The organism is Pseudomonas sp. FP2338 (assembly GCF_030687515.1).
Lineage (GTDB): Bacteria > Pseudomonadota > Gammaproteobacteria > Pseudomonadales > Pseudomonadaceae > Aquipseudomonas > Aquipseudomonas salomonii.
In genome coordinates, this window is the sequence record NZ_CP117436.1 from 4,978,675 (window position 1) to 4,995,770 (window position 17,096).

The following is a 17,096-nucleotide window of genomic DNA, read 5'->3' on the forward strand; positions in this document are numbered from 1 at the left end:
ACCTGAGTGTGTCCGGCCGCTTTCTCATTGATATAAAAAGCGGAGCTTTGGGGACGTTAGCAGCTATGGCCAAACAGGCAAATACGCGCAACTGTGTCATTTATTGTATGAATCTTGCCCCTAACGTGTAGGCAGATACACCAGCCCTGGCCAGATGAGCTATACACTGCAACGACCCTGAGCAAAGGAAGCGCTATGAACCACAGCACCTTCTGGCTGACCGCGAATGACCGCAGCCGCCTGTACGTCAATCAATGGCTGCCGGACGGGCCTGCCAAGGCCATGATCATGCTGTCCCACGGCATGGCCGAACACAGCGGGCGCTATGCACGCCTGGCCGAAGCGCTGTGCGCAGCCGGCTACGGCCTGTACGCACTTGACCAGCGCGGCCATGGCCGCACCGCCGACGAAGGCACGCTGGGGCTGTACGCCGAAAAGGATGGCTGGAACAAAGTGGTGGGCGACCTCGCCAGCCTGAACCAGCACATCGGCCAGCAGCAGCCGGGCCTGCCGATCATCTTGCTGGGCCACAGCATGGGCAGCTATATCGCCCAGGCGTACCTGTTGCACCACAGCGCGAGCCTGGATGGGGCGATTCTCAGCGGTTCGAATTTCCAGCCGGTGGCGCTGTACCGCGCCGCCGGCGTCATTGCCCGCCTGGAGCGCGCGCGCCAAGGCCTGCGCGGACGCAGTGCGCTGATCGACTTTCTGTCATTCGGCTCATTCAACAAGGCGTTCAAGCCCAATCGCACCGCGTTTGACTGGCTCAGCCGCGACCCGCTGGAGGTGGACACGTACATCAACGACCCGTTGTGCGGCTTTCGCTGCACCAACCAGTTGTGGATCGACTTACTGGGTGGCTTGCAGCAGATCAGCAAAGCGTCCAACCTCGCACAGATCGATCCGGGCCTGCCGATGATGGTAATGGGCGGCGAATGTGATCCGGTGAGTGAAGGCAAACGTCTCAAAAGCCTGGCCCATGCCCTGCGTGAGGCCGGTTGCCAGAACCTGCAATTGAATATCTACCCGCAGGCGCGTCATGAAGTGTTCAACGAAACCAACCGCGATGAAGTGACAGCGGATGTGCTGAAGTGGCTCGAGCAGGCCCTGACGTTACGCAGGCCGGCGCGCTGCGAATAACTTTTTCCTTTAAAATCAGCTTATTAAATTACCGATTAGCCACAGGATGCACCTTTAGATGACCCAGGTTACCAACACCCCATACGAAGCCCTCGAAGTCGGCCAGACCGCCAGCTACAGCAAGACCGTTGAAGAGCGCGATATCCAGCTGTTCGCGGCGATGTCCGGCGACCACAACCCGGTACACCTGGATGCGGAGTACGCCAAGGCGACCATGTTCAAAGAGCGTATCGCCCACGGCATGTTCAGCGGCGCACTGATCAGTGCGGCGGTAGCCTGCGAGCTGCCTGGGCCGGGCACTATCTACATTGGCCAGCAGATGAGCTTCCAGAAGCCGGTGAAAATCGGCGACACCTTGACCGTGCGCCTGGAAATTCTGGAGAAATTGCCCAAGTTTCGCGTGCGCATCGCCACCCGCGTATTCAACCAGCGCGATGAGCTGGTGGTGGACGGCGAGGCGGAAATTCTCGCGCCGCGCAAGCAACAGGTGGTGACATTGACCGAGTTGCCGCCGATCAGCATTGGCTGAGTGCAGCCTCAACGTTAATACAAAAAAATGTGGGAGCTGGCAAGCTTGCGATACAAACACCTCGGTGTATCAGTTACACCGGGGTGATGCTATCGCAGGCAAGCCAGCTCCCACATTCAGTTACAGCATAAGCAGTTACATCAATGTGCTTACGACTGAGCGCGAGCCTGGTTGCGCAGGGCTTTCACCTGGTCGTGGTTACGTTGTGCGCCGTGGAACTGACGCTCAACCAGGTCACGAATACCCAGCAGGTTGTGCTTGTTGATCTTCTCGATCGCTTCCTTGTAAGCCTTCAGGGCGTGGTCTTCACCGCGCTCGGCTTCGTTCAGCACCGCCTCTTCATCTTTACCAGTGACCATCGACTTCACGTCGACCCAGCCACGGTGCAAAGCACCGGCAACCGAACCGGATTCTTCCGGATCGCCGCCCAGGGCACGTACGGCTGTTTGCAGCTCGGCTGCTGCGGTGGCGCAGTCAGCAGCACGCTTGGTGAACAGCGCTTTCAACTCTGGGTGCTTGATATCTTCAGCGCAGGTTTTGAAGCCTTCCTGACCGTCTTTGCTGGTCTGGATCAGGTCGTTGAGTACGGAGATCGATTCTTTATTGATGTCAGTCATTTTTCAATTCCTTGTGCGGGTTAGAAGGTTGTCTTAATGATTGCAGCGCCCGTGCCAGGTTTTGAAAAATTACTTTATTTATATATTTCAGTAACTTACGAAATATTGAACCATCTGTATCTACGTTATTTGCATGATCTGTCATTTGGCCTTCATGCAGAATGCCTGTATTTTCCAAGGACTGACGCCAACCCTTGAAGCCCATGAACCCCGAAAAACTCGAATTGCTGATCACCCGCGAAATGCCCTTCGGCAAGTACAAGGGACGCATCATCGCCGACCTGCCCGGCCCTTACCTGAATTGGTTCGCCCGTGAAGGCTTTCCTCACGGCGAGCTGGGCGGTTTGCTGGCCTTGATGCAGGAAATCGACCACAACGGCCTGTCCGAACTGCTGGAACCGCTGCGCGTAAAACACGGCAAACCTGCCCCCCGTCATTAAAGAGCGCACGCTATGCCAAGGAATGCAGACAACGAACGTCACTGGCACGCCATCGCCCAGCGCTACGAGCTGGAGCCCGGCCCGATCAACCTGGAAAACGGTTACTTCGGGCGCATGAGCCGTGCTGTACAGGCGCAGTATCTGGAGCATGTTGCGTTCATCAACCGCAGCAACTCGCTGTATGTGCGCCAGCGCTTCGAGCAGGGTGAAAACGTTGAGATCCGTCGCCAACTCGCCGCGCTGATCGATGCGGACCCGGACGCGATCGCCTTCACCCGCAACGCCACCGAGGCTTTACAGTCGCTGATCCGTAACTACAACGGCCTGAGGCCGGGCGATCAGGTGCTGATCAGTGATCTGGAGTACGACACGGTCAAAGGCGCCATGCGCTGGTTGGCCGGTGTTCGCGGTGTGGAAGTCGTCGAACTTGCCCACGCCCACCCGGCCAGTTTCGACAGCCTGGTGCAGACCTATCGCGATGCGTTCGTGCAGTACCCGCGCCTCAAGCTGATGGCGCTGACCCATGTCACCCACCGCACCGGCCTGGTGATGCCTGTCGAAGCGATTGCCAAGGCAGCGCGTGAGCATGGCGTGGACATGATTCTGGATGGCGCCCATGCGTTGGGCCAGATTGAATTCAACCTGGCCGAGCTGGGCATTCAGTTCGCCGGATTCAACCTGCATAAATGGATCGGTGCGCCGCTGACCCTGGGCTTTCTGTATATCGCCCCGGAGCGCCTGGCCGATATCGACCCGGACATGGGCGAGTTTCACTACCCCGCCAGCGACGTGCGTGCGCGCACGTCCTACAGCACGCCGAATTTTCCAGCGTTGATGACCTTGCCGTTGGTGCTGGAGGAACATCGCAACCTGGGCGGCTCGGTGGCCAAGGGCGCGCGGGTCAATTACCTGCGGGATCGTTGGGTGAGCCAGGTGCGCGGGTTGCCGGGGATTGAGGTGCTGACGCCGGATGATCCGCGGCTGTATTGCGCGATTACGGCGTTCAAGTTTACTGGGCGGGATCAGCAGGAGATGGCGGATCGACTGCTCAAGGAGTACGACCTGTTTACCACCACGCGCACGGGTGCGGCGTTTGGAACCTGTATTCGGGTGACGCCTGGGCTGGTGACGTCGGCGGCAGACATCGATGTGCTGGTTAATGCAATAACTGAGTTAAGCACCGATTAAAATTGTGGGAGCTGGCTTGCCTGCGATGGCGGTGTATCAGTTAATACATCCTAACCTGACCCACCGCCATCGCAGCATAGGCATCTACACATATAGTTTTTTTGGGGGGGGTTATCGTCGCAGTGGGTGTGTATATCCGTTATTTGGGTAACGGCTGAGTATGGTTCCGCTCTTACAGCGGGTCACTTTTGGCAAACGCCCCAAAAGTAACCAAAAAGTCTTCGCCCCACCACTCGGCACCTCGCTTAGGCTCGGTGTGCCCTCACTCCGGCTTGAATCCGTGGGCCGCCGCGATGGGCCATCCTTGGCCCAGCGCGGCTAACCCGGCGTCCTGCCGGGTTACCCACGGATTCAAGCCTGCGTTCGGCCATCGTGGTTAACGGGGCGCCTCAGATCAAAAGCAGATCAAGATCAAAAGCAGAGCACGGCGGCCTGAAAGCCGACCTGAGTGGTTGAAGCAAAAGCCAGATCAAGTGCAAGGCAAAAGCCTATCTACCTGATGCAATGCGGTCTAAATGTGGGAGCGGGCTTGCTCGCGAATGCGGTGTATCAGTTGATTCATCTGTCACTGACCCACCGCATTCGCGAGCAAGCCCGCTCCCACAGTTGACCGCATGTAGTTTTAAATATGAGGTCGGCTGCGGATTTGCATGCACTGAAGAGCTGCTTTTCTGTGGGAGCTGGCTTGCCTGCGATGCAGACACCTCGGTACATCAGGCACACCGAGTTGATGCCATCGCAGGCAAGCCAGCTCCCACATTTGGACCAGTGTGAACCTCAAGGTTTTTTGCAGGCAAAAAAAAGCGGTACACCGACCAAGTGCACCGCAAAAATGCCGTTAAGCACAGCAACAACGATTCGGTAAATTCAGATCAGTCCAGCAGCGCCAGCGCCTGTGCGGTGACTTCCTGGATACGGGCCCAGTCGCCGTTCTTGACCCATTCAGGGTCCAGCATCCAGCTACCGCCCACGCACATCACGTTTTTCAACGCCATGTAGTTTTTGATGTTGGCCGGGCCAACGCCGCCGGTTGGGCAGAATTTGACTTCGCCGAACGGGCCGCCAAGGGCCTTGATTGCAGCCACGCCGCCGCTGACTTCAGCCGGGAACAGCTTGAAGCGGCGATAACCCAGGCCATAGCCTTCCATGATGCCGGAAGCATTGCTGATGCCGGGCAGCAGCGGGATCGGGCTGTGCACCGAGGCTTCCAGCAGGTCGCGGGTAATGCCGGGGGTGACGATAAATTGCGAACCGGCCACCTCGGCCGCTTCGAGCATGTGGCGGTCGAGTACGGTGCCGGCACCGGTGCACAGTTCAGGGCGTTGCTCGCGCAGCACCTGAATGGCCTTGAGGCCGAATTCGGAGCGCAGGGTCACTTCCAATGCGGTCAAACCGCCGGCTGCCAGGGCATCGGCCAGCGGCAGGATGTCCTGTTCGCGGGCGATGGTGATTACCGGCAGGATCCGCGCCTTGGCGCAGAGGTTGTCGATCAGGGCAACTTTGTCCGCCATGGATACGGTCGGTTGAGGGCTTTTCATAGCGGCTGATCCTTGGCTCATGGGCACCAGTAAATCTCTAAAGTAGGTTGCAAAAACGCGCGAATCGGCATGGCAGCAACGTCATCACTGGCCAGCGCGGCGCTCAAGGTGGTCAATTTCGAACTGCCGGAAATCGACAGTACGGTGTAATGGGCCGTGGCCAGCAGCGCGCGACTCATGGTCAGGCGCTGGTGCGGCACGGTCGGGGCCAGCATCGGCCAGCAACGGCGCGTGCCGTCGGGCTTGAGCGCCTCGCCCAGGTTGGGGCTGTTGGGGAACAGCGATGCGGTGTGGCCGTCATCGCCCATGCCGAGTACCAGCACATCAATAGCAGGCAGCTCTGCCAACTGGCGATCGGCCAGTTCGGCGGCGTCTTCAAGGTTCGCGGCAACGTTGTACAGGCTGAGGAACTTGGCCTTGGCCGCCGGGCCCTGGAGCAAATACTTTTTCAACAGGCCGGCATTACTGTCGGCGTGTTCCACCGGCACCCAGCGCTCGTCGGCCAGGGTGATGGTGACCTTGGACCAGTCCAGGCCTTGTTTGGCCAGGTTCTGGAAAAACGCCACGGGGCTGCGGCCACCGGACACTACCAGGGTCGCTTCGCCACGGGCACTGATGGCCGCGCGCAGTTGCTCGGCCACGTCATTGGCCAGGCCATCGGCCAGCAACACCGGCGTGCGGTACTCATGGGCTGTCACGCCCTGAGGCAGTTTCAATTCAGATATCGCCATACCACGACCTCCCATCCCGCGTGATCAGTGCAATCGAGCTCATCGGCCCCCAGGACCCCGCCGCATACGGCTTGGGCGCATCACCGGATTTTTTCCACCCGGCGATCAACTGGTCACACCACTTCCACGCGGCTTCGATTTCATCTTTGCGAACAAACAGGTTCTGATTGCCGCGCATTACTTCCAGCAACAACCGCTCGTAGGCATCGGGAATCCGCGCGCTGCGATAGGTGTCGGAAAAATTCAGTTGCAGCGGGCCGCTGCGCAGTTGCATGCCCTTGTCCAGGCCTTGCTCTTTGGTCATCACACGCAAGGAAATACCTTCGTCCGGCTGCAGGCGGATGATCAGTTTGTTGCTGATCTGCAGGCGCTGCTCGGGGGCGAAGATGTAGTGGGACGGTTCCTTGAAGTGGATGACGATCTGCGACAGCTTTTGCGGCATGCGTTTACCGGTACGCAGGTAGAACGGCACGCCGGCCCAACGCCAGTTGCGGATATCGGCACGCAGGGCGACAAACGTCTCGGTGTCGCTCTGGGTGTTGGAATTTTCTTCTTCCAGGTAGCCCGGCACCGGCTTGCCGGCGCTGTAGCCGGCGATGTACTGGCCGCGTACTACCTGGGTGGTCAGGCCTTCCGGGCTGATCGGCGCCAGCGCCTTGAGCACCTTGACCTTCTCGTCACGGATGCTGTCGGCGGACAGGTCGGCCGGTGGGTCCATGGCGATCAGGCACAGCAGCTGCAGCAGGTGGTTCTGGATCATGTCGCGCAGTTGGCCGGCCTTGTCGAAGTAACCCCAACGGCCTTCGATACCGACCTGCTCGGCCACGGTGATTTCCACGTGGGAAATGTAATGCTGGTTCCACTGGGTTTCGAACAGGCTGTTGGCGAAACGCAGCGCGATCAGGTTCTGGACGGTTTCTTTGCCCAGGTAGTGGTCGATGCGATAGGTGCGGTTTTCCGGGAAAAACTGCGCCACGGCGTCGTTGACCTTGCGCGAGGATTCCAGGTCCGAGCCGATGGGTTTTTCCAGCACCACGCGGGTGTTGTCCGCCAGGCCGACCTTGGCGAGGTTTTCGCAGATCGCGCCATACACCGCCGCCGGGGTGGCGAAGTAGGCGATCAGGCGTTGTTCGGCACCGACCTTTTCGGCCAGGGCGATATAATCGGCGGCGTTCATGAAGTCGACGTGCACATAGGCCAGACGCGCCAGGAAGCGCGCGGCCACGGACTCATCGAGTTCCTTGCCGACGTATTTACGCAGTTCTTTTTCGATATGGGCCAGGTGCTCCTGCTCGGAACCGGCCTCACGGGCCAGGCCCAGGATGCGCGTATCGTCGTGCAGCAGCCCGGCGCCATCGAGTTGGTAGAGGGCAGGAAATAACTTGCGCAGCGCCAGATCACCCAAGGCGCCAAACAGGGCAAAGGTGCAGGGTTCTACGGTTATCGAAGGCATGATGTTTGTTCTTTTATCAAGTTAAGCTACAAATACCTTTTTTCAAGGCATCACTCAAGGAAAAATGTAGTAATAACCACAACATTTTCCCGAAATACGCATTCCGAGTGGTGGTGTTCAGCTACCCTCAGTAGGATAGGCCACCGCAAAGGGCCACTCGTCGATTGGTTACCGCCCTTTATTTGCATCGTCGCCCGAAGGAAAGACTGAATGGACCGCGTGCGAAATCTTCTGGAACAGATCCGGAACCGCCTCGAAGAATTGAACAAGGCCGAGAAAAAAGTCGCCGAGGTCATCCTGCAAAACCCACAGCAGGCAACCCGCTTCTCGATCGCCGCCCTCGCCCAAGCCGCTTCGGTCAGTGAACCGACGGTCAACCGTTTCTGCCGTTCGTTCGGCGTCAGCGGTTACCCTGAACTTAAATTGCAACTGGCGCAAAGCCTGGCCAGTGGTGCGGCGTATGTCAGCCGCGCCGTGGAAGCCGATGATAACCCTGAGGCCTACACCCAGAAGATCTTTGGCAGCGCCATTGCCTCCCTGGACAGTGCGTGCCAGGCCCTCGACCCGGCACTGATCAGCAAGGCCGTGGATTTGTTGATCCAGGCGCGGCAGATCCACTTCTTCGGCCTCGGCGCTTCGGCACCGGTGGCCATGGATGCGCTGCACAAGTTCTTCCGCTTCAACCTGGCCGTGACTGCCCATGCCGACGTGCTGATGCAACGCATGATCGCGTCTGTGGCGCATACGGGCGAGCTGTTTGTGATCATTTCCTACACCGGGCGCACCCGGGAGCTGGTGGAAGTGGCGCGTATCGCCCGGGAAAACGGCGCGTCGGTGCTGGGCGTAACTGCCGAGAATTCGCCGTTGGCCAAGGCCAGTACTGTGAGCCTGAACATCCCGCTGCCGGAAGACACCGACATCTACATGCCGATGACGTCGCGGATCATTCAGCTAACGGTGCTGGACGTGCTGGCAACCGGCATGACCCTGCGCCGCGGGGTGGATTTCCAGCCGCATCTGCGCAAGATCAAAGAGAGCTTGAATGACAGCCGGTATCCGGTGGGGGATGAGTTTAACTAAGGCCACACCAGCCTCCTGTGGCGAGGGAGCTTGCTCCCGCTGGGCTGCGCAGCGGCCCCAACAAGGTCATCGCACTCCTTCAGAAAGAACTCGGCGGCCTGTTTTGGGGCCGCTTCGCGCCCCAGCGGGAGCAAGCTCCCTCGCCACAAGGGCCCTCAGGCTCCGGCCCGCGCCTGCAAACTCAAATGCGCCCGCTCCCCCGGCGCCAGGCTGGCTGCCGCCATCGCCGACTCCACACACACAAACCCCGACGCCTCGTTAAAGCTCACGCCCAACAACGGCCGGCTGCCTGGATGCCATACCACGGTGTCAGCGCTGTCGCCGGTGTCGATGCACAGCTCGCGTTGCCAGGCGTGGTCCTTGAGCTGCAACTCACCCTCATGCTGGAACACCCGCTGGCAGCCGCCGTCTACCCGCAGCTCGCCTTCCTGCTGGCAAACCTGACGGCTGAGCTGGTCATAACCTTGCGCACCGTCAAGCCCAGACAGCGCTATCTCGTCGACGTGACCAATACGCCAATAAGCGTGCAACGCATGGCTCAACTGGCACGGCAACTCGTCCTGGTGCTCGGTGCTCAAGCGCAACTCAAGGGTTTCGCCTAAGTGCGCGTGCAGGTCGACCTGCCAGTCGCACAGCTGCAATTGCCAGTGCAGGCGCACGCCGTCGTCGTCGGTGCTGCTGTCGAGCAGTTTCCAGTCGATCAGCCGCGCCCAGCCATGGGACGGCCACGCGTTCTCGCTCGGATGGCGCCCATACCAAGGCCAGCACACCGGCACGCCACCCCGGATGGCGCCGACCTGCGGCCACTTGGCCGCGCACCACAGCCAGGGTTTCTGGCCGGTGGGCTGAAAGTGCAGCAATTGCGCGCCCTGGCGACTGAACACCGCCTGGCACAGCGGATGGTCGATCACCAACACGTCGCGCATCTGAAAGCGCTCCCAGGCGAACACCGGTTGTTCACGCAAGGATTTGAAAAAACGTTGCAGCGGATGCTCATGCATGTGCCACGGTCCTGGAATTCAATGTTGCTCAAACCTTGGTTCCCCTTGTGGGAGCTGGCTTGCCTGCGATGCGGGCGACTCGGTTTGTCTGAGCGACCGAGGCGATGCGATCGCAGGCAAGCCAGCTCCCACAAAGGTTGTGCAGTGCTGCCCAAAAAAAGCGGGTAGCCATGGCTACCCGCAAAATGCGCACAGAGAGAAGGAGCTTATCGCAACAGCGTTAGAACGTAGACTGAATTTTCAGGCCCGCTACCAGCGCGTTGTCGACTTCTTTGATACCGCCCGGGTTTTTGACGTATTGCAGGTTCGGGCGTACGGTCAGCCAGTTGGTGACGTGGAAGCCATAATTGAGTTCGACGTTGTACTCGGTGTTACGCAGCGGGGCGAACCCCGCTTGGTCGTAATCGGTAAAACCGCCTGCGGCATTGAGCAATTCAGAGTTTTTCTTCACGTCACTGTTGGCATGAATGCGCGAAACACCGATACCGACGTCGTCTTTGGTACGTGCGTCAAATGGCCCTTTATACACAAGCATCAGCGACTGGTAGTTGTCGACGACGTTGGTGTCTTTGTCGTGGAACGTGACGTTGGCCGCAATGTTCAAACCGCGCGAAGCGTCGCCGTTATGGGTGGTGAGTTGCTGTTGCACAACGCCCCAATAACCGGTTTTGCTGCTGCGGGTACGGTAAGGCAAGCCAGTGGTGGCTGCATCGTTACCATTAATGTCTTCACGGACATCGCTGGCATCAGCCGCACTCTTGTAGAAACCCACACGGTATTCGCCCGGCAAGCCATTGACCTTAGGCGACCACACCAATTCCACAGGGATGACCGTACCTTTGGTGCCACTACCGCTGAGCTTGAAGCTATTGCCATGCTCCAGCTGCGACGGGTTCTGGTTGTACGCACCGATTTGCGCATACAGCTCAGGCGTGATGTTGTACTTCACGCGGATAGCAGCCTGGGCGACCGGCCAGTTGTACCAGGTGTTTACATAGTTACCCACTTGCGAGCCACAGAACGACAGGTTCTGGAAGTCGCACGGGAAGGTGTTGAAGTCTTCGCCTTCGCCGAAGTAACCGAGTTTTACGTCCAACTTGTTGTCGAACATCTGGTGCTGGATCCAGAACTGGGTCAAACGCACCATATGGCCACGGCCATACACTTCTTGAGACGAACTCAAAGTGCCGGAGTTTGGACGCGGGTCGCCAATACGATCATTGGAAATGTTCTGACCGTTACGGTTGGTCAGTTGGATCTTGGCCTGAGTGTTATCCCAGCCCCACAGCTTTTGCAGATCCAGCGCAACGCCTAAACCGAACTGGTCAGCGTAGCGACCGGTTTTGTCATCGTTGTAGCCACCGTGCAGGTTAGCGCCAGCTTCCCCAACGTAGTCAGCCTTGATGTCGATACCTTGCTCGATCAGCTTGGTACGCTCGCCACCCCAATCGCCGGTCATCCACTTGGAATCGGCGCTGAATGCATCGGCCGCCATCGCATTGGCGGACAATACCAGGGCTGCTGCTGCTGACAGTTGGCAGATCAGCCGAGTGTTATTGTGTTGCTTTTTCATCCCTACATCCTCGTCTTTATTGTTATTAAACTGTTTTTATCTAACGCGGGTTACATTTTTATCTAAAACAATAACTTATCTGCTTCAGCGGCCTTTGAATTGGGCCACATTGTCGGCATGCCCGTGTGCAGGCAATGAGGCAGCAGTGCCCAGGCGTTCGCCGGTTTTGGCGTCGAACAGCAAGACCTTGGACGGGTCCAGTTGCAGGGTCAGCGTCTCGCCCACCTGCGGCGCCACATCGGGCGCCAGGCGGCAGCAGACTTTGGTGTCGTTAAGCTGCACGAACACCAGAGTGTCCGGGCCGGTTGGCTCGGTGACCTGGACTTCGGCACGAATGCTCGAAGCACTGTCGCTGTCGCTGGTCGCCAACATGATCTGCTCCGGGCGCAGGCCCAGGATCACGTCGCGGTCTTCAAGGCCGGCATCGCTGACGTTAAGTGCCAGTTCGCAACGCGCCTGGCCGCTGTCGAGCAGCGCCACCAGACGCCCGTCCTTGCGCTGCAGGCGCAGTGGGACGAAGTTCATTGGCGGCGAGCCGATAAAGCTCGCCACGAACTGGTTGGCCGGGTTGGTGTAGATATCTTTGGGCGTGCCGAACTGCTGGATGATGCCATCCTTCATCACCGCCACTTTGTCGCCCAGGGTCATCGCTTCGATCTGGTCGTGGGTGACGTACACAGTGGTGGTTTTCAGACGCTGGTGCATCAGTTTCATTTCGGTGCGCATCTCGACGCGCAGTTTGGCGTCGAGGTTGGACAGCGGTTCGTCGAACAGGTAGATCTTCGGCCGCCGTGCCAGGGCGCGGCCCATGGCCACACGCTGTTGCTGGCCACCGGAAAGCTGGCCCGGCTTGCGATTAAGCAGGTGCTCGATCTGCAGCAGCTTGGCCACGCGCGCCACTTCGGCATCGATATCGGCCTGGGGCATCTTGCGGATCTTGAGGCCGAACTCGATGTTCTCGCGCACGCTCATGGTCGGGTACAGCGCGTAGGACTGGAACACCATGGCGATGTCACGGTCCTTGGGGCTCATGCCGCTCACGTCCTGGTCGCCGATCATGATGGCGCCGCCGGTGATGGTCTCAAGGCCGGCGATGCAGTTCATCAAGGTCGACTTACCGCAACCCGAAGGGCCGACCAGAATCAGGAACTCACCCTCTTTGATCGACAGTTCGATGTTCTTCAAGGTGTCGGGCAGGCCGGCGCCATAGGTCTTGTTTACATTGCGAAGTTCAAGCGTAGCCATGATTACCCCTTGACCGCGCCGGCCGTAAGGCCGCGCACGAAATACTTGCCTGCGATCACATAGACCAGCAGGGTCGGCAGCCCGGCGATCATCGCCGCCGCCATATCCACGTTATATTCCTTGGCCCCGGTGCTGGTGTTGACCAGGTTGTTCAGCGCCACGGTAATGGGCTGCGAGTCGCCGCTGGAGAACACCACACCAAACAGGAAGTCGTTCCAGATCTGGGTGAACTGCCAGATCAGGCAGACCATGATGATCGGCGTCGACATCGGCAGAATGATCTGACGGAAGATGGTGAAGAATCCTGCACCGTCCAGCCGTGCCGCCTTGATCAGCGCGTCAGGAATGCTCACGTAGTAATTACGGAAAAACAGTGTAGTAAACGCCAACCCGTAGACCACGTGCACAAACACCAGGCCCGTGGTGGTACTGGCCAGGCCCATCTTGCCGAGGGTGAACGACGCCGGCAGCAGCACGGTCTGGAACGGCAGGAAGCAGCCGAACAGCAGCAGGCCGAAGAACAGTTGCGAACCTTTGAAGCGCCAGAACGACAGCACATAGCCGTTCAACGCGCCGATGGCGGTGGAGATCAGTACCGCCGGAACGGTGATCTTGATCGAGTTCCAGAAGTAGCCGTCAACAGTGGCCCAGGCCTTGACCCAGCCGATGCCGGTGACGACGGTCGGCCAGCTCAGCAGGTTGCCGGTGCTGATGTCTTCCGGGGTTTTGAAGCTGGTCAGCAGCATCACCACCAGCGGCACCAGGTACAGCAGCACGGCGAGGATCAGCACCGCGTAGATCGCGATGCGACTCAGGCTGATGGCAGGTTTGGAGGCGAGACTAGTCATTGCGCTTGGTCCTCAGCTCGGAATACAGGTAAGGCACGATGATCGCGAGGATCGCGCCGAGCATCAGGATTGCACTGGCCGAGCCCATGCCCATCTGGCCACGGCTGAAGGTGAACGAGTACATGAACATCGCCGGCAGGTCGGACGAGTAGCCCGGGCCGCCGGCGGTCATGGCCGCTACCAGGTCGAAGCTCTTGATCGCGATGTGCGCCAGGATCATCACCGCACTGAAGAACACCGGGCGCAGGCTTGGCAGCACCACGCTCCAGTAGATACGCGGCAGGCTGGCACCGTCGATCTGGGCGGCGCGCACGATCGACTGATCAACGCCACGCAGGCCGGCCAGGAACATCGCCATGATGAAGCCCGAGGCTTGCCACACAGCGGCAATCACCAGGCAGTACACCACGCGTTCAGGGTCGATCAGCCAGTCGAGACGGAAGCCTTCCCAGCCCCAGTCACGCAGAAGTTTGTCCAGGCCCATGCCCGGGTTGAGCAGCCATTTCCAGGCCGTACCGGTCACGATCATCGAGAGCGCCATCGGGTACAGGTAAATGGTGCGGATAAAACCTTCGCGGCGGATCTTCTGGTCGAGGAAAATCGCCAGCGTCACGCCGATCACCAAAGTGATGCCGATAAACATCCCGCCGAACAGCGCCAGGTTCTTGCTCGCCACCCACCAACGGTCGTTGTCGAACAACCGCGCGTATTGCGCAAGACCGGCCCATTTGTAGCTGGGCAGGAACGTGGACGTGGTGAACGACAGCACGAATGTCCACAGGATGTAGCCGTAGAAGCCCACCAGTACGATGAACATGCTCGGTGCCAGCACCAGTTTAGGGAGCCAGCGCTGTAGCGCATCGAACGGCGAGGCCTTGCTGAACACAGCAACAGAACTCATGGGAAAATCCAGTACAGGGAAAAAAGACTACAGAAGCAAGCCTTGTGAGGGGTCAGGGGGTTTCCCCTCACAAGGACCAGCCGTGCTAACCGTTACTTGGCAGACTTGATCGCAGCGCCGAGTTTCTTGGCGGTGTCGGCCGGGTCGGCTTTCGGGTCGTTGATGTAGTTGGTCACGACATCAAAGAACGCACCTTGTACCGCCAGGGTAGTGGCCATGTTGTGGGCCATACTTGGCTGCAGGCCACCGGATTTGGCGTCCGCCAGGAAGTCTTTGGCAGCGGTCTGGGCGCAGGAGTCGAAACCGAGCTTGTCCATTTCATTGAGCATGTCGGTACGAACCGGGATCGAGCCTTTGTTGATGCTGAAGACTTTCTGGAAGTTTTCGCCCAACACGACTTTGGCGATGTCCTTCTGACCTTCCTGGGTGCCTTTGTCTTTAACCTTGAACACTGCCAGGGAGTCGATGTTGTAGGTAAAGGCTTTGTCGGTGCCCGGGAAGGCTACGCACTCGTAGTCTTTGCCGGCGACTTTCTTGGCGGCAGTCCACTCGGACTTGGCCCAGTCACCCATGATCTGCATGCCGGCCTTGCCGTTGATGACTTTGCCGGCTTCCAGGTTCCAGTCCTGGCCTTTGCCGTCGACGTCCATATAGGTCGCGACTTTTTTCAGCTCAGTCAGGGCCTTGACCATTTGCGGGCCGGTCAGCGCGTCGTTATCCAGGTCAACCAAGGCTTTTTTGTAACCATCAGCACCCATCACCGACAGAACGACCGCTTCGAATACGGTGCTGTCCTGCCAAGGCTGGCCACCGTGGGCGAGCGGGATGAAGCCTGCAGCTTTGAGCTTGTCGCCGGCTGCGTAGAATTCTTCGAGGGTGGTCGGGTTTTTGGTGATACCGGCTTTCTTGAAGACTTCCGGGTTGATCCACAGCCAGTTAACGCGGTGAATGTTGACCGGTACGGCAACGTAGTTACCTTCGTACTTCACGGTATCGGAGACTTTTTTGTCGAGCAGCGAGTCCCACTTTTCTTCTTTGGCGACGTCTTTGAGCACGTCGGTGTCGAGCAAGCCAGTGGACGCCCATTCCTGGATGTCCGGGCCTTTGATCTGGGCAACGCCGGGCGGGTTACCCGCGACTGCGCGGCTTTTCAGCACAGTCATTGCAGTGGCGCCACCGCCACCGGCTACGGCACCGTCTTTCCAGACGAAGCCATCTTTCTCAACTTGAGCCTTCAGTACGTCCACTGCTGCTTTTTCACCGCCGGAGGTCCACCAATGCACAACTTCAACCGTCCCTTTCGAGTCGGCGGCAAATGCACTGAGGGGAAACAACGAGGCAATGGAAATAGCAACGGCGAGGCGATTAATCGCGTTCATCTGAATACCTTTTCTTGTTGTTATGCATGCAAGTCTGGAGCTTGCGCTGCACGGAGTTTAAACATGGATTTTTGGCGCGCAGGTAACAAAGGGACGCACAAATGTCACCACTTGGTGACATAACACCCTTGGCCCAACGCACTGGTCATACTCGGTGCCAAAGGCAGTACCGGCAGTACGACCGCTTGCCAGGCATGGTACAGGTCCGGCTTGCCACCCCAGATCTTGCTGCTGGGCTGGTTGTGCGGGCTGAGTTCGTGGTGCCAGCTGCCGTTGATACGGTCGATAAACCGGGTTTCGCAGAACTCCCAGAAGCGCCGATACCAGGTTTCGTAATGCAGCTCGCCGGTGCGCTTGAGCAAGGCCTGGGCCGCCGCGCTGGCTTCGGCGTGGGTCCAGTGCAAGCGCTCGCCCACCACCGGTTGATGGTTCCAGTCCAGGGTGTAGACAATGCCGGGAGCGCCGTCCACGGCCCACGCGTATTCGCAGGCGCTGGCGAACAGGCCACGGGCGTCGGTCACCAGCCAGTCCGGTATGGCCAGCCCGGCTTGCAGGCGTGCGGCTTCCAGATGCAGCACCAACCGTGCCCATTCGAAACCATGGCCGGGGGTGATGCCATACGGGCGGAAGCCATCGGCAGGGTTGTCTTCGTTGTAGCCGAGCAAGGGTTGCCAGTGCGTGTCGAAATGCTCGATCACCATGAACTGGTTGCCGGCGGCATGAGTATGGATAACGCGCTCGACAATGCGCAGCGCGCGGTCCAGCCAGCGTGTTTCACCGGTGACATCGGCCAGTGCCAGGAAGGCTTCGGTGGCGTGCATGTTGCTGTTGGCGCCGCGATACGCTTCGACGCCGCTCCAGTCCTGGGCGAAGGACTCGAGCATCACGCCCTCCTCCTCGCTCCAGAAAAACTGGTCGATGATATGCACGGCGTCGTTGAGCAGGTTTTGTGCACCGGGCGCACCGACCACCACGGCAGAGCTGGCAGCCAGGGCAACAAAAGCATGCAGGTAAGCGGCTTTGCCACGGTTGCCATCCAGGGCGTTGGGCGCGGCGAACCAGCCGCCGTGCCCACTGTCGCGCAAGGGGCCACTGAGGGCGGCAACACCATGGGCAACCAGGTCGGCATAACCCGGCAAACCCATGGCGTGGGCCATGGCAAAGCTGTGGGTCATGCGCGCAGTGTTCATGGTTTCGGCGTGGGCGTCGGCCGGCAGCTGGCCTTTGTCGTCAAGGTTGCCGAAGCCGTCCGGCAGGCGTGAAGCTTTGGCGAACGCCAGCAGGCGTTGGCCTTCACTGGCGAGCCAGGCGTGATGGGCAGGTGCGTTCAGCCAACTGCTGGCAGGCAGTGGTTGCATGGTCATGGGTAGCCCTTTTTAGTTTTTGTGGGATGACCGGAGTCTAAACAAGGGCGAGGGACGGGCAAGTAACGA

At 59.2% G+C, this 17,096-nt stretch carries 16 protein-coding genes; 5 read left to right on the forward strand and 11 right to left on the reverse strand.

The features are described from left to right. The first annotated feature begins 195 nt into the window (after positions 1-195). Together PSH96_RS22530 and PSH96_RS22535 are read left to right on the forward strand one after the other, a co-directional pair. On the forward strand, positions 196-1,140 hold the full coding sequence (locus PSH96_RS22530; protein WP_305455171.1) for an alpha/beta hydrolase: 945 nt from the start codon (positions 196-198) through the stop codon (positions 1,138-1,140). 58 nt (positions 1,141-1,198) lie between these two features. Further along, positions 1,199-1,669: a MaoC family dehydratase gene (locus PSH96_RS22535; protein WP_003175719.1), complete on the forward strand. Its 471-nt coding sequence runs from the start codon at positions 1,199-1,201 to the stop codon at positions 1,667-1,669. Positions 1,670-1,818: 149 nt separating this feature from the next. Here PSH96_RS22535 and PSH96_RS22540 read toward each other — a convergent pair whose 3' ends face one another. Then, complete coding sequence (locus tag PSH96_RS22540; RefSeq protein WP_305455173.1) at positions 1,819-2,286, reverse strand: PA2169 family four-helix-bundle protein; 468 nt, start codon at positions 2,284-2,286, stop codon at positions 1,819-1,821. A gap of 203 nt (positions 2,287-2,489) precedes the next feature. Between PSH96_RS22540 and PSH96_RS22545 the strand changes: the two genes are divergently transcribed. After that, positions 2,490-2,726: a DUF3820 family protein gene (locus tag PSH96_RS22545; protein ID WP_017139191.1), complete on the forward strand. Its 237-nt coding sequence runs from the start codon at positions 2,490-2,492 to the stop codon at positions 2,724-2,726. A 12-nt stretch (positions 2,727-2,738) separates the two neighbouring features. Further along, positions 2,739-3,914, forward strand: a complete 1,176-nt coding sequence (locus PSH96_RS22550) for an aminotransferase class V-fold PLP-dependent enzyme (protein WP_305455175.1) — start codon at positions 2,739-2,741, stop codon at positions 3,912-3,914. 872 nt (positions 3,915-4,786) lie between these two features. On the opposite strand, the gene PSH96_RS22555 is transcribed toward PSH96_RS22550, so the two are convergent. The 3 genes from PSH96_RS22555 to zwf are packed head-to-tail and all read right to left on the reverse strand — an operon-like array spanning position 4,787 to position 7,636. Then, positions 4,787-5,452 (reverse strand): bifunctional 4-hydroxy-2-oxoglutarate aldolase/2-dehydro-3-deoxy-phosphogluconate aldolase, encoded by a 666-nt coding sequence (locus PSH96_RS22555; RefSeq protein ID WP_305455178.1) that lies wholly within the window; start codon positions 5,450-5,452, stop codon positions 4,787-4,789. 17 nt (positions 5,453-5,469) lie between these two features. Further along, on the reverse strand, positions 5,470-6,183 hold the full coding sequence (gene pgl, locus PSH96_RS22560; RefSeq protein ID WP_200434275.1) for a 6-phosphogluconolactonase: 714 nt from the start codon (positions 6,181-6,183) through the stop codon (positions 5,470-5,472). Then, the gene (zwf, locus tag PSH96_RS22565) at positions 6,170-7,636 is read right to left on the reverse strand and encodes a glucose-6-phosphate dehydrogenase (RefSeq protein WP_305455182.1); all 1,467 of its coding nucleotides are present in this window, start codon (positions 7,634-7,636) and stop codon (positions 6,170-6,172) included. The genes pgl and zwf overlap by 14 nt, the downstream gene beginning before the upstream one ends. 219 nt (positions 7,637-7,855) lie before the next feature. On the opposite strand from zwf, the gene PSH96_RS22570 reads away from it, so the two are divergent. Then, positions 7,856-8,716, forward strand: coding sequence for a MurR/RpiR family transcriptional regulator (locus PSH96_RS22570; RefSeq protein WP_169985276.1), 861 nt, complete (start codon positions 7,856-7,858; stop codon positions 8,714-8,716). A gap of 155 nt (positions 8,717-8,871) precedes the next feature. On the opposite strand, the gene PSH96_RS22575 is transcribed toward PSH96_RS22570, so the two are convergent. From PSH96_RS22575 to PSH96_RS22605, 7 genes are all read right to left on the reverse strand, one after another. Then, positions 8,872-9,717: a D-hexose-6-phosphate mutarotase gene (locus tag PSH96_RS22575; RefSeq protein WP_305455184.1), complete on the reverse strand. Its 846-nt coding sequence runs from the start codon at positions 9,715-9,717 to the stop codon at positions 8,872-8,874. Between the two features lie 220 nt (positions 9,718-9,937). Further along, positions 9,938-11,290, reverse strand: a complete 1,353-nt coding sequence (locus PSH96_RS22580; protein ID WP_305455186.1) for a carbohydrate porin — start codon at positions 11,288-11,290, stop codon at positions 9,938-9,940. A gap of 84 nt (positions 11,291-11,374) precedes the next feature. Next, positions 11,375-12,535 (reverse strand): ABC transporter ATP-binding protein, encoded by a 1,161-nt coding sequence (locus PSH96_RS22585; protein WP_305455187.1) that lies wholly within the window; start codon positions 12,533-12,535, stop codon positions 11,375-11,377. A gap of 2 nt (positions 12,536-12,537) precedes the next feature. Then, the gene (locus PSH96_RS22590; RefSeq protein WP_058421424.1) at positions 12,538-13,383 is read right to left on the reverse strand and encodes a carbohydrate ABC transporter permease; all 846 of its coding nucleotides are present in this window, start codon (positions 13,381-13,383) and stop codon (positions 12,538-12,540) included. Beyond that, the gene (locus PSH96_RS22595) at positions 13,376-14,284 is read right to left on the reverse strand and encodes a carbohydrate ABC transporter permease (protein ID WP_305455189.1); all 909 of its coding nucleotides are present in this window, start codon (positions 14,282-14,284) and stop codon (positions 13,376-13,378) included. The genes PSH96_RS22590 and PSH96_RS22595 overlap by 8 nt, the downstream gene beginning before the upstream one ends. A 92-nt stretch (positions 14,285-14,376) precedes the next feature. After that, complete coding sequence (locus PSH96_RS22600; protein WP_056858626.1) at positions 14,377-15,663, reverse strand: ABC transporter substrate-binding protein; 1,287 nt, start codon at positions 15,661-15,663, stop codon at positions 14,377-14,379. Positions 15,664-15,767: 104 nt separating this feature from the next. Next, complete coding sequence (locus PSH96_RS22605) at positions 15,768-17,027, reverse strand: AGE family epimerase/isomerase (protein WP_305455191.1); 1,260 nt, start codon at positions 17,025-17,027, stop codon at positions 15,768-15,770. Positions 17,028-17,096 lie beyond the last annotated feature (69 nt).